The organism is Mucilaginibacter sp. NFX135, from assembly GCF_048565145.1.
In the GTDB taxonomy this organism is placed as follows: domain Bacteria; phylum Bacteroidota; class Bacteroidia; order Sphingobacteriales; family Sphingobacteriaceae; genus Mucilaginibacter.
In genome coordinates this window covers 4,034,575-4,047,120 of sequence record NZ_CP183412.1, presented here as the reverse complement: position 1 = coordinate 4,047,120, position 12,546 = coordinate 4,034,575, and the positions used below count along the sequence as shown (strand labels likewise).

At 42.7% G+C, this 12,546-nt stretch carries 12 protein-coding genes; 9 read left to right on the top strand and 3 right to left on the bottom strand.

The window, feature by feature from the left end:
- Positions 1–57 precede the first annotated feature (57 nt).
- The 7 genes from xylA to ACNURT_RS16730 all read left to right on the top strand — a co-directional run bounded on the left by xylA (position 58) and on the right by ACNURT_RS16730 (position 9,263).
- Positions 58–1,386 carry a xylose isomerase gene (gene xylA / locus ACNURT_RS16760; protein WP_419698675.1) on the top strand — a complete coding sequence of 443 codons (1,329 nt, stop codon included), beginning with the start codon at positions 58–60 and terminating at the stop codon, positions 1,384–1,386.
- A gap of 52 nt (positions 1,387–1,438) precedes the next feature.
- Positions 1,439–3,139: a sodium/sugar symporter gene (locus ACNURT_RS16755; protein WP_370995300.1), complete on the top strand. Its 1,701-nt coding sequence runs from the start codon at positions 1,439–1,441 to the stop codon at positions 3,137–3,139.
- Positions 3,140–3,382: 243 nt separating this feature from the next.
- On the top strand, positions 3,383–4,576 hold the full coding sequence (uxuA, locus tag ACNURT_RS16750) for a mannonate dehydratase (RefSeq protein ID WP_419698674.1): 1,194 nt from the start codon (positions 3,383–3,385) through the stop codon (positions 4,574–4,576).
- A 156-nt stretch (positions 4,577–4,732) separates the two neighbouring features.
- On the top strand, positions 4,733–6,142 hold the full coding sequence (gene uxaC / locus ACNURT_RS16745; protein WP_419698673.1) for a glucuronate isomerase: 1,410 nt from the start codon (positions 4,733–4,735) through the stop codon (positions 6,140–6,142).
- Positions 6,142–7,182, top strand: coding sequence for a PfkB family carbohydrate kinase (locus tag ACNURT_RS16740; RefSeq protein WP_419698672.1), 1,041 nt, complete (start codon positions 6,142–6,144; stop codon positions 7,180–7,182). Before uxaC ends, ACNURT_RS16740 begins: the two co-directional genes overlap by 1 nt.
- Entirely contained in the window at positions 7,179–7,838 is a 660-nt protein-coding gene (locus ACNURT_RS16735) for a bifunctional 4-hydroxy-2-oxoglutarate aldolase/2-dehydro-3-deoxy-phosphogluconate aldolase (RefSeq protein WP_419698671.1), read from the top strand. Before ACNURT_RS16740 ends, ACNURT_RS16735 begins: the two co-directional genes overlap by 4 nt.
- 117 nt (positions 7,839–7,955) lie before the next feature.
- Positions 7,956–9,263, top strand: coding sequence for an MFS transporter (locus ACNURT_RS16730; RefSeq protein WP_370995267.1), 1,308 nt, complete (start codon positions 7,956–7,958; stop codon positions 9,261–9,263).
- Between the two features lie 56 nt (positions 9,264–9,319).
- Here the strand turns inward: ACNURT_RS16730 and ACNURT_RS16725 are convergent, their stop codons facing one another.
- On the bottom strand, positions 9,320–9,553 hold the full coding sequence (locus ACNURT_RS16725) for a hypothetical protein (protein ID WP_370995268.1): 234 nt from the start codon (positions 9,551–9,553) through the stop codon (positions 9,320–9,322).
- Between the two features lie 144 nt (positions 9,554–9,697).
- Between ACNURT_RS16725 and ACNURT_RS16720 the strand changes: the two genes are divergently transcribed.
- Together ACNURT_RS16720 and msrA are read left to right on the top strand one after the other, a co-directional pair.
- Entirely contained in the window at positions 9,698–9,946 is a 249-nt protein-coding gene (locus ACNURT_RS16720; protein WP_419698670.1) for a DUF3820 family protein, read from the top strand.
- A gap of 83 nt (positions 9,947–10,029) precedes the next feature.
- A complete protein-coding gene (gene msrA, locus ACNURT_RS16715; protein WP_419698669.1) occupies positions 10,030–10,680 on the top strand; it encodes a peptide-methionine (S)-S-oxide reductase MsrA in 651 nt (216 codons plus the stop codon).
- 85 nt (positions 10,681–10,765) lie between these two features.
- Here msrA and corA read toward each other — a convergent pair whose 3' ends face one another.
- Together corA and ACNURT_RS16705 are read right to left on the bottom strand one after the other, a co-directional pair.
- The gene (gene corA, locus ACNURT_RS16710; RefSeq protein WP_419698668.1) at positions 10,766–11,890 is read right to left on the bottom strand and encodes a magnesium/cobalt transporter CorA; all 1,125 of its coding nucleotides are present in this window, start codon (positions 11,888–11,890) and stop codon (positions 10,766–10,768) included.
- Positions 11,891–12,532, bottom strand: a complete 642-nt coding sequence (locus tag ACNURT_RS16705) for a WbqC family protein (RefSeq protein ID WP_419698667.1) — start codon at positions 12,530–12,532, stop codon at positions 11,891–11,893. It lies immediately after the preceding gene.
- Positions 12,533–12,546 lie beyond the last annotated feature (14 nt).

Genomic DNA, 12,546 nt, shown 5'->3' with positions numbered 1-12,546 from the left:
CAATAATTAAAACAAATCACTAATTCACTAAATCACTAATTCAATAATTAAAAAGATATGAGTATCGTAACCGGAGAAAAACAGTTTTTTAAAGAAATAGGTCAAATTAAGTATGAAGGAACCCAGTCTGATAATCCCCTTGCTTTTAGGTGGTATGATGCGGATAGGGTAGTGGCCGGTAAAACCATGAAAGATCATTTGCGTTTTGCTTGCGCATACTGGCATTCGTTCTGTGGTACCGGTGCCGATCCATTTGGCGGTGCGACCCACGTATTTCCGTGGGACGAAAAAGCCGATGCGGTTGAACGTGCCAAAGATAAAATGGATGCTGCTTTTGAGTTCATCACCAAAATGAATCTGCCATACTATTGCTTTCATGACGTGGATGTGGTTGATTATGGTAATGACGTTAATGAAAACGACAGGCGTTTACAGGCTTTGGTAGAGTATGCCAAACAAAAACAGGCGGCCAGCGGTGTAAAACTGCTTTGGGGTACCGCAAACTTATTCAGCCATAAAAGGTATATGAACGGTGCCTCTACCAATCCGGATTTTCATGTGCTGGCCCATGCAGGCGCGCAGGTTAAAGCCGCTATTGATGCTACTATTGCATTAGGCGGTGAAAACTACGTTTTCTGGGGTGGTCGCGAAGGCTATATGAGCCTGCTAAACACTGACATGAAACGTGAACAGGAGCATTTTGCCCGTTTTTTACATACGGCTAAGGATTATGCCCGCAAACAAGGCTTTAAAGGAACTTTCTTTATCGAACCAAAACCTTGTGAGCCAACCAAACACCAGTATGATTATGATGCGGCTACAGTATTAGGCTTTTTACAGAAATATGATCTGATCAATGATTTTAAACTGAATCTGGAAGTTAACCACGCTACGCTGGCTGGCCATACTTTCCAGCACGAATTGCAGGTAGCTGCCGACTCGGGCTTGTTAGGATCAATAGATGCTAACCGTGGCGATAACCAGAACGGATGGGATACCGACCAGTTCCCGAATGATATCAATGAAGTAACAGAATGTATGCTGATCATCCTGGAAGCAGGCGGTTTACAGGGTGGTGGTGTAAACTTTGATGCCAAGATCCGTCGTAACTCGACAGATCCGGCCGATCTGTTTTATGCGCACATTGGTGGTATGGACATTTTTGCCCGCGCTTTGGTAATTGCCGATAACATTTTGCAAAAATCAGATTACAAAAAGATCCGCAAAGAAAGATATGCTTCATTTGACACCGGTTCAGGTAACGATTTTGAAACAGGGAAGCTATCTTTAGAGGATTTGCGTAACTATGCCATCGCTAATGGGGAGCCTAAAACCATAAGCGGCAAACAAGAATATTTGGAAAATTTGATAAATCGCTATATATAGTTTATAATTGTCAATCTAACATATTAAAACCAATTTAACCAAAACAATGAACTTGAAAACCCTCTCGTATGGCGATTATGCTGTATTCTTGATCTACTTTGTAATAGTCGCCGGCTATGGCTGGTGGGTATATAAGCGAAAACACAACGCCGATGCCACCTCAAAAGATTACTTTTTGGCCGAAGGGTCGTTAACCTGGTGGGCTATCGGTGCATCACTGATCGCTTCCAATATATCCGCCGAACAGTTTATCGGAACCAGCGGATCGGCATTCAAGATGGGTTTGGCCATATCAACTTACGAGTGGATGGCCGCGATCACACTGATCATTGTAGCGGTATTTTTTATCCCGGTATATCTTAAAAACAAGATATTTACCATGCCGCAGTTCCTGCATCAGCGGTATAACGGTACAGTGGCTATGGTAATGGCCATATTTTGGCTGTTGCTGTACATTGTGGTTAACCTCATGTCGATATTATACCTGGGCGCCTTGGCTATCAGTGGTATATCTGGCCTGGATATCCATTTATGTATCTGGTTGCTGGCCATATTCTCTGTCATTATCACCCTTGGTGGTATGAAAGTTATTGGCTATACCGACGTTATACAGGTAGCTGTTCTTATTCTGGGCGGCTTAATGGCCACTTACCTGGCATTAACGCTGCTAAGCGAAAAAGAAGGTACAACAGGGTTATTAAACGGGTTTAAAATACTTCATTCCGAGGCTACCGATCACTTCCACATGATATTTAAAAAGGATAATCCAAATTATATGGACCTGCCAGGCTTAACCGTATTAATTGGCGGTATGTGGATCACCAACCTTAACTATTGGGGTTGTAACCAGTACATCACACAAAGGGCATTGGGTGCGAATCTTAAAACCGCCCGTGGTGGTATCCTTTTCGCGGCATTCCTCAAATTGCTGATGCCGGTGATTGTAGTATTACCGGGTATAGCGGCTTACTTACTATATCAAAAAGGGATGTTCCACCAGGAAATGATGAGTTCATCAGGCGTATTAGATCCTAATAAAGCCTATCCATCATTGCTGAACTTATTGCCATCAGGCTTAAAAGGGCTTTCATTTGCCGCTTTGACAGCCGCCATTGTGGCTTCATTAGCCGGTAAAGCAAATAGTATCGCCACCATATTTACACTGGATATCTACAAAAAAGCCATTAACCCGGCAGCTAATGATAAAAAATTAGTGAATTTAGGTAAATGGTCTGTAGTAGTAGCTATGGTATTAGGTATATTGTTATCAGAACTGATCGGTAAAGCACTGATGGGAGAAGGTAAGCAAGGATTTCAGTACATTCAGGAGTATACAGGATTTGTATCTCCGGGTATATTTGCCATGTTCATCCTTGGTTTCTTCTGGAAAAAAGCTACTTCAAACGCGGCTATGTTCGCGACTATTGGCGGGTTTATCATGTCATGTTTCTTTAAACTATTACCGCGCTTTGCCGATCTGGGCTTCCTGTCGCCTTATGGCTTCTCGAAACTGGCCCTGCAGGACGATAAGGTTACAAAGCTTTATGAGATACCATTCCTTGACCGTATGGGCTTTGTATTTGTTATTTGCGTTGTAGGTATGTATATCATCTCTAAAATTGATGGCGCCCGTGGTGTTAAAACCAATGGCCTGGAAATTGACGGATCTATGTTTAAAACATCCCGCGCGTTTACAGCTGGTGCCTTGATAGTTACCGGTATTGTAATAGCGCTTTACTCCATCTTCTGGTAGTAATAATTTTTCAACATACAAAAAAGGCGGCGCATCTGATGATATGCTGCCTTTTTTGCTTAAATGGTTTTATTAATAGCTAAAATGTTATATAATTTAGTTACAGGTTAAATGTATCTTGCCTAATAACCCGCATCCGAAAACGTTTGCGTGGATTTGTTTTGATTAACCGGTCCAACTTGTACAAAATGATGTGTAATTTGCCGGTCACAACAAACCTTTTATATACGATACCATCAATCCATGGTTAATAATTTAGAACAAACATTTCGCTGGTTTGGACCTACCGATCCAGTTACGTTAACAGCTATCAGACAAACTGGTGCTACAGGCATAGTTACATCGCTTTATCACATCCCCGTTGGCGAGGTGTGGAGTTTAGAGGAGATCAACCAACGCAAGAAGATCATTGAAGATGCCGGGCTCACGTGGTCGGTGGTGGAGAGTGTAAATATTCACGAGAGTATCAAAACAGCCTCGCCCGACAGGGATAAATACATCGAGAACTATGTAAGCACGCTTAAAAATCTATCGCTGGCTGGTATAAACATTGTGTGCTACAATTTTATGCCCGTGCTCGACTGGACCCGTACCGATCTGGATTTTCTGCTACCCAACAAAGGAACGGCGCTAAGATATGATGCCAAAGCCCTGGCTGCTTTTGACCTGTATATCCTGGAACGCAAGGGCGCTGAAAATGATTTTACTCCGGAACAGCAACAAGCAGCAAGAAAATATTTAGACAGCATCAGTGCCGAAGAAAAAGCACAGCTGATCGATAACCTGATGGCCGGTTTGCCTGGTACCAATAAAGTATTGACCATCCCGGAATTTAAGGAGCATTTAAAACGCTACGCCAATACCGATGCGGCAGCATTGAAAAATAATTTAGGTTACTTCCTGAAAGGTATTATCCCTGGCGCTGAAGCAGCGGGCGTAAAAATGTGTATCCATCCAGACGATCCACCGTTTCCGATATTGGGCTTGCCTCGCGTGGTATCAACCGAGCAGGATCTGGCCGATGTGGTTAATTTTAGTCCGTCATTAAGTAATGGACTAACTTTTTGCACCGGTTCTTTAGGCGCAAGACCAGATAACGACCTGCCCGGCATAGTGGAAAGGTTAGGGGAGCATATCCACTTTCTGCATTTGCGTAACGTACAGCGTGAGGACGATGGCAGCTTTTATGAAGCTGAGCATTTGAACGGCAGTACAGATATGTACGCCGTGATGAAAAATATCGTTTTAGAACAGCAAAAACGCCAGCAAAATGGTCGTACAGATGTCGCGATTCCGATGCGCCCGGATCACGGTCATAAATTGCTTGATGATTTTAATTATAAAACCTACCACGGTTATTCGGCTATTGGCAGGTTAAAAGGTTTAGCCGAACTAAGAGGATTAGAAATGGGTGTTAAACGCTCGATAACCCCCTGAAGGGGGAACTTTACTCTTGATTTCGGAATTTGAATTTTCGATTTCGGATTTAGTTAAGGTTAGAGTTTAGAATTCAATGTTTAGGATGAGGAGTTTAAAACTTTGAATTTAGCGTTTAGAGCTTAGAATTTAGAGTTTCGCATTTAGAATTTACTAATGAAGAATTTTTTAGATCAGGATTTTTTATTGAATACCAAAACAGCGCAGCGTCTGTACCATGAATATGCCAGCCAGTTGCCTATTATTGATTACCACTGTCATTTACCGCCCGATCAGATAGCTCAGGATATCAATTTTAATAACCTGACCCATGCCTGGCTCTATGGCGATCATTATAAATGGCGTGCTATGCGGGCCAACGGTGTTAATGAAGCTTATATAACCGGTGATAAAACCGATCAGGAAAAGTTTACCAAATGGGCTGAAACGGTGCCGTATACCCTTCGTAATCCATTATATCACTGGACACACCTGGAGCTGCAGCGTTATTTCGGTATTCACGAACTGCTTTCACCGGCTACTGCTCAAAAGATATATGAAGATTGTAATGCCCAACTCAAAACACCTGAGTTTAGCGTACGCAATATCCTGAAAGGCAAAAACGTAGAGGTGGTTTGTACTACAGATGATCCACTGGATAATCTGGCTTTTCATCAACAGATCAAACAAGATGGTTATGAGGTGAAAGTATTGCCAGCCTTCAGGCCCGATAAGGCTATGAACGCCGACGATCTGAATGCTTTGAATAGCTATATCGATCAACTGGAAGTGGTTACCAACATCTCAGTTTCTAATATCGATGAGTATTTAAAGGCTTTAAAGAACCGTCATGATTATTTTGCGGAAAATGGTTGTACACTGTCAGACCACGGCCTTGAGCAAATTTATGCCGATGATTATACCGACAAGGAAATAGCCGCGATCTTTTTAAAGATCAGGAACAAGCAGGTTTTATTGCCGCTGGAAATATCCAAATTCAAATCGGCTATGTTGTTCCAGTTTGCGCTGTGGGATCATGAAAAAGGCTGGGTACAGCAATATCACCTGGGTGCATTACGCAACAATAATACACGCGGCTTAACCAATTCTGGTCCGGATACAGGCTGGGATTCTATCGGCGATTTTAAACAGGGTGTTTCCTTATCCAAATTTTTGAACAAGCTTGATTCGGATAACCGCTTAACCAAAACTATACTGTACAACTTAAATCCGGCCGATAACGAGTTATTTGCCGCCATGACGGGTAACTTTAACGATGGTTCTGTTGCCGGTAAGGTACAGTTTGGTTCGGCATGGTGGTTCCTGGATCAAAAAGACGGGATGACCAAACAACTAAACGCCTTGTCGAACATTGGACTGGTGAGCCGTATGGTAGGTATGCTTACCGATTCGCGCAGCTTTTTATCCTTCCCGCGGCATGAGTACTTCCGCAGATTGGTTTGTAACTTATTTGCCGAGGATATCGAGAATGGTGAATTGCCAAATGATATAGAATGGACAGGCAAGATCGTGCAGGATATTTGCTATTACAACGCTAAAAATTACTTTAATTTCGATAAGCAATAATGAGTAATTCTTTTGAAAACGGATCGCCTAAAGGCAGCATACTTTCATTTGGCGAACTACTACTCAGGATATGCCCCGATGCAGGTGGTGAATGGTTACATGAAAACCAGCTACCCTTCTTTGTAGGTGGTGCCGAATTGAATGTAGCCACGGCTTTAGCCTTGTGGGGATTGCCATCATCTTATTTTACGGCTTTACCCGATAATGCGCTGTCCACACAGATACTGGATTATCTGCAGGATAAAAAAATTGATACCGCGCCGGTTTATATGGGCGGCGATAGGATAGGCCTGTATTACTTAACCCGCGGAAAGGACATCAAGAACAACGCGCTGATATATGACCGTGCTAATTCGGCTTTTACAGCTTTAAAACCTGGACAGGTTGATTGGGATAAAGTACTTGATGGTGTAAGCTGGTTTCACTTTAGCGCCATATGCCCGGCTATCAGCCAGAATGTAGCCGATGTTTGCGCTGAAGTATTGGAAGCAGCATCTGCCCGGAACATCACCATATCGGTCGACCTGAATTACCGTGCCCGGCTTTGGCAATACGGCAAACAACCTATTGATGTAATGCCGCAACTGGTAAAACATGCCGATCTGATCATGGGTAACATATGGGCTGCTGAGCGGATGCTGGGTATACCGGTTGAACCGAATGTAACCGAATCGGGACAAAAAAGTATCTACCTTAAGGAAGCTCAAAATTCATCAGAGGCCATCATGGCGCGGTTCCCAAAATGCAAGGCTGTAGCCAACACCTTCCGTTTTGACGCAGGTGAAGGCATAAACTACTACACCGCTTTGTATGATGGCGACAAGCTGCACAGTTCAAAACAATATGATACCGATAAGGTGGTGGATAAAGTAGGTAGCGGCGATTGTTTCATGGCCGGTCTCATCTATGGCTTTTACAGCGATCTTGATCATTTGGAAACACTGGAGTTTGCAACTTCTGCCGCTTATCAGAAACTATTTATCGAAGGTGATGCAACCAATAAAACGGTTCAACAAATAATAAACGCTATTAAACCATGAGCAAAAAAGATATCGTATTGAATGCCATATTAACCCAGGGCTCACTACCGCTTTTCTTTTATGAAGACGCGCAGGTAAGCCTGGAAATAACGCGAACGCTGTATAGGGCTGGCATTCGGGTTTTTGAATACACTAACCGCGGCGCTGCGGCGCTGGCCAATTTTATCGTGCTAAAAAAGGCGCAGCAGGAAGAAATGCTCGATCTGCAATTGGGTATCGGTACCATAAAAACCGCTGCGGAAGCAAACGCTTTTATAGCCGCCGGGGCGGATTTTATCGTAGCTCCGGTAATAAACCCGGAAGTAGGAGCGATAGCCAAACAGCACGATCTGTTGTGGATCCCTGGTTGTATGACGCCAACCGAAATTAATACCGCGCAGCAACATGACGCTGCATTGATCAAATTGTTCCCGGCTAATATCCTGGGGCCGGAGTTTATGTCGTCTATAAAAGATCTGTTTGCGGGTCAGTTATTCATGCCAACAGGTGGGGTTGACTTGAATATTGACAGCATCAGTACCTGGTTCAGGGCCGGGGTTTGTGCGGTAGGTATGGGAAGTAAGCTTATCAGCAAAAAAGTACTGGATGATCGCTTGTATGAGCAATTATATACAGATACCGTTAAACTCGGTGAGCTGGTGTCAAGTATCAAGTAGTTAGTATCAAGACATATTGCGGCTTTGCTGTTAGTCGTAAATAAAAGAATAAAGTCTTGATACTATTTACTTGATACCATAAAAACTAATTACAACAACCAATTAAAACCAATTATAATGAAAGAAACTAAAGTTGGGAATTACAGATGGGTCATATGCTCGCTGGTGTTTTTTGCCACTACGGTAAATTATCTGGACAGGGCGGTGATCAGTCTTTTAAAATCCGATCTCACTAAGGAATTTAACTGGAACGACGGGGATTATGCCAATATTGAAATAGCGTTTAAAATTGCCTACTCTCTGGGCTTGCTTGCAGCCGGAGGGTTTATTGACAAGGTAGGAACCAAGCTCGGGTACTTTTTATCAACCCTTTTTTGGAGCATCTCCGCGGTGTGCCACGCTTTTGTGGGCAGTACCTTTGGTTTTGGTGTAGTACGCTCGGCTTTAGGTATCAGCGAGGCGGGGAATTTTCCGGCAGCTATCAAAACCGTGGCAGAATGGTTCCCGAAAAAAGAGCGGGCGTTTGCCACCGGCATATTTAATTCCGGCTCAAATATCGGCGCTATTGTAGCTCCCTTAACCGTACCCTTTATAGCGGTTGCCTGGGGCTGGCGCTGGGCTTTTATCATTACTGGTTCTATCGGTTTTATATGGCTTGTACTTTGGTACCTGTTTTATGAAACACCTGCTAAGCATAAACATGTAACCCAGGCAGAGTTGGATTACATCAACAGCGATCAGGAAGTTTCCGGGCAGAAAGAAGCAATCGTTGATGTCAAAAAGATATCCTGGGGTAAGTTGTTATCCTTTAAACAAACCTGGGCATTTGTTATAGGTAAGTTTTTAACCGATCCCATCTGGTGGTTCTATTTGTTCTGGTTGCCCGATTTTTTGGAGAGCCAGTATCATTTAAAGGGTACGGCCATAGCCATTCCGGTAGCATTGGTGTATACCATGTCCACATTCGGAAGTATTGGCGGTGGCTGGATTCCCATGCGCTTGATCAAAAACAACTGGCCGGTGTTCCGGGCCCGCAAAACCTCCATGTTTATTTATGCCCTGTTTGTGATCCCTATTGTATTTGCACAGGTATTAGGCGGTATCAACATGTGGCTGGCCGTAATTGTGATCGGCATTGCGGCATCGGCCCACCAGGCATGGAGCGCTAATATATTTACTACGGTTTCTGATATGTTCCCCAAAAGATCAGTTGGCTCGGTAACCGGTATTGGTGGTATGTTTGGCTCAATTGGCGGTGTGTTTTTATCATTGTTGGTACAAAAAAACCTGTTTGTGCATTACAGGGCCATTCACCAGATTGAAACAGCTTATTACATCATGTTTGTAGTTTGTGGCAGTGCTTACATATTGGCGTGGTGTATTATGCACTTGCTTGTTCCCAAAATGAAGCCTATTAATTTGTAGAATAACACGATCGATCAAAAAGCCCTGGTATTATACCGGGGCTCTTTGCTGATTAATTAAAGTTTACTCTCAACCTGCTCAGCCAGTTCATCTATCCAACTGGATAAATAAGGTTCAGTCCCTGTTAATCTTATCCATTGTCCATCCGCATCCTTTGCTATAATAAGATGCAATGTCCCGTCTGTTGATTTAAATTCGTAGGCGTTGGTGAAATTAGGATATGTAATTCCCTTCGCGAAACCATCAATCGTGCTGTCGGTACCCGCGAGTGTTGCTTCAAATTGTTCCATGGCGTGTATTTTATTAACTAACGCTGTTTTATGCGTTTGTGTTTGTTTTGAACCATGATTAACATGATTTGGGGATTGCCATAATAATGATAGAATCAAGAAATTCTGTTAATCATGGTTCAGAATGATTACTACCTTTATACCGTGCAAAATTTACAACCCGACCCCAAAATACTAATTGATATAGTACAAACCAAAATGCCTTATGGAAAATATAAAGGAACAATTATTGCCGATATACCCATAAGTTATCTAGAATGGATGGCCGGTAAGGGATTTGCCAAAGATAAAATGGGCATGCTGCTTTCAACCACCTTCGAGATCAAAACCAATGGTCTGAACGATATTCTGCTGATGGTAAAAAGATCGCTAAGACAGAGTGGGGGACACTGACGGCCGGATTTATTACTTATTGATGACCATCCTGCTGAAAGGTTTCAAGCGTATATACGACTAAAGAATAAAATCATTGTAATATGAAAAAGTTGATCTTATATGTCGCCGTACTGTTCTTGTTCGTAGGTTGTGCCGACGGACAATCATCCAATAAATTTGCTGTATTACCCAAGCCTAAAACAGGAGAAGCCGAAGCTACTTTTGGAGGAGGCTGTTTCTGGAGCATGAGCGAAGCCCTGTCTGAATTGAAAGGAGTAAAAAAAGTAGTTTCGGGTTATGCCGGTGGCAACACCAAAAATCCAACCTATGAAGAGGTAAGTTCGCAAAGCACCAATCATGCCGAAACGGTTGATGTTATATATGATCCTAAAGTGATCAGTTATGCACAGCTGGCCGAAGCTTTTTTCTTTGCCCATGACCCAACCACGCTCAACAGGCAAGGGCCCGATGAAGGTACTGATTATCGTTCCATCGCTTTTTACCGCACTCCAGAAGAGAAGAATATCCTGTTGGCCACTATCAAAAAGGTTAATGAATCAAAACATTATATTAACCCAATAGTGACCCAGGTTGTACCATATAATGCCTTTTACCCGGCAGAAGCTTACCATCAGGGTTATTACCGGAGCCATCCAAACCAACCGTATATTGTGTCAGTATCAGAACCCAAGGTAATGAAATTCAGGAAAGTTATGGCTGCAGCGTTGAAGCCGGAGTTTAAACCCCTCTAAATCTCCCCTGAAGGGGAGACTTTAAGAAGTAGTTGGTTTAAGACATTTAAAGGTAAAGCCCTCCCCTTCAAGGGTTGGGTGGGGTTTACAACTTATTGAACCAGCCTTTTTTCCAAAATACAAATACCTGAATAATAGCTATCGCGAACATCAGCACAATGGCGTAAACATAGCCATGCCGCCAGTATAGCTCGGGCATATTGTCGGGTATAACATGACCTTTGTCGTCCTGCCGGGCAAAGTTCATTCCATAAATACCGGCAATAAAAGTAAGCGGGATAAATATCACCGAGATAATGGTAAGTACTTTCATGATCTCGTTCATCCGGTTGCTTACCATAGACAGGTACAGATCGATAATGCTGGAAGTTACCTCTTTATAGTTTTCAATCAGATCCATCGCTTGTATGCAATGGTCATAGGCATCGCGCAGGAACAGTTTTACCTCTGATGTGATCAAAGGGCACTCCGAGCGGATCATATCATTGATCTTATCCCGCTCAGGCCAGCTCGCCCTGCGTATAATGATCAGCGTACGTTTAATTTGCTGCGAATTGAACATGATACTTTTATCAGCACTGTTGTAAACCTTATCCTCAATAGCATCCAGTTTGTCGCCAATAAGTGCCAGAAGCGTAAAATAGTTATCAATAATGGTATCAATAAGAGCATAGCACATATAGCCTGGCCCTGCGGTGCGTATAGCGCCTTTACCAGCTTTAAGCCTTGCCTTTACCGCTTCAAAAAACTCTCCGTGGTCCTCTTCAAAACTAATGATCAGATTGTCTTTAAGTATTGCCGAAAATTGGTTGTTTATCAGTTCGTCCTCTTTATTAAAACTCACCATACGACTGGTGCAAAAGGCATAATCATCGTATTCGTCAAATTTAGGACGCTGATGGGTATTGGCAATGTCTTCCAGCACCAATGGATTAATATTAAGGTGTGTACCAATATCTTCAATTAAAGTGGCGTCGCCCAAACCGTTAACCTTTATCCAATGGGTATGATTATCGCATTTTTTAAGCTGGTTTAAAATTACTTTAATGTCTTTCCCTTCGGAGGTAACCAGCTCATTTTCGTTATAGGAAAACATGGCAATATGCGGTTTTAGCGCACCGTCGGGTATTACAATTGTACCAGGCCTATCACCAACATTGCCCTGGTGCCTGTTTACTTTGTAGCGTACGCGTTTTATCCTGCTGTCCATTTACAAATAATTAATACTTTGTGGTCCCTGGTTAAATAACAGATCAACAATGCTCAGATTTTTCAGAAAGCCCTTACGATCTTCAAAAACCTGAAAATAAGGTTTTTGTTCCAGTTCTGTTTCTTTTTTTGGATGGATAGAAGCCCTCAGGTCGGCAACAGACGATGGGTATTCCGGATGATACTCATCCGTGTATTTAATATCGGCTTTTATTTTAGTGAGCTTTAGCAGCAGTTGCAAAAGCTCTTCATTATAATCAAAAAGAAAAGGCACCTGTTTTTCCTTTTGGTAAAATGCGGCAAAGTCATCCTCATAATATTCAAAATAAGCCGACCGCCGGTAACACGCACCCAGGCTTTGCCAGTGCAGACGCTGCCATTCAAAATCATAGCTGATCTTCACATCTTTAACCTTGGTATGATTTTTTGACCCCTTTATAACTGGCACGGTCAGAGCCAGCATACCATCGGGTGAGTAAATATTAGCCCGGTTGCGGTAGGTTTGTTTGGGGAAATGCTCTTCTCTTTCTATCAGAATATCAGGTTTATACGCATTTACCTGTACAAAATATTGTACCGGCGGAAGATAAAACATAGGGAACACAGCGCCTTTTTCAATCATATATTTTATGTTTGTGTTCAAAATTGGTTAAAATA

What these genes read in the sequence shown, in the direction of transcription:
- xylA (WP_419698675.1), top strand. Translation starts at nt 58, where the DNA reads ATGAGTATCGTAACCGGAGAAAAACAGTTTTTTAAAGAAATAGGTCAA.
- uxuA (WP_419698674.1), top strand. Translation starts at nt 3,383, where the DNA reads ATGGTTAATAATTTAGAACAAACATTTCGCTGGTTTGGACCTACCGAT.
- uxaC (WP_419698673.1), top strand. Translation starts at nt 4,733, where the DNA reads ATGAAGAATTTTTTAGATCAGGATTTTTTATTGAATACCAAAACAGCG.
- ACNURT_RS16740 (WP_419698672.1), top strand. Translation starts at nt 6,142, where the DNA reads ATGAGTAATTCTTTTGAAAACGGATCGCCTAAAGGCAGCATACTTTCA.
- ACNURT_RS16735 (WP_419698671.1), top strand. Translation starts at nt 7,179, where the DNA reads ATGAGCAAAAAAGATATCGTATTGAATGCCATATTAACCCAGGGCTCA.
- ACNURT_RS16730 (WP_370995267.1), top strand. Translation starts at nt 7,956, where the DNA reads ATGAAAGAAACTAAAGTTGGGAATTACAGATGGGTCATATGCTCGCTG.
- ACNURT_RS16725 (WP_370995268.1), bottom strand. Translation starts at nt 9,553, where the DNA reads ATGGAACAATTTGAAGCAACACTCGCGGGTACCGACAGCACGATTGAT.
- msrA (WP_419698669.1), top strand. Translation starts at nt 10,030, where the DNA reads ATGAAAAAGTTGATCTTATATGTCGCCGTACTGTTCTTGTTCGTAGGT.
- corA (WP_419698668.1), bottom strand. Translation starts at nt 11,890, where the DNA reads ATGGACAGCAGGATAAAACGCGTACGCTACAAAGTAAACAGGCACCAG.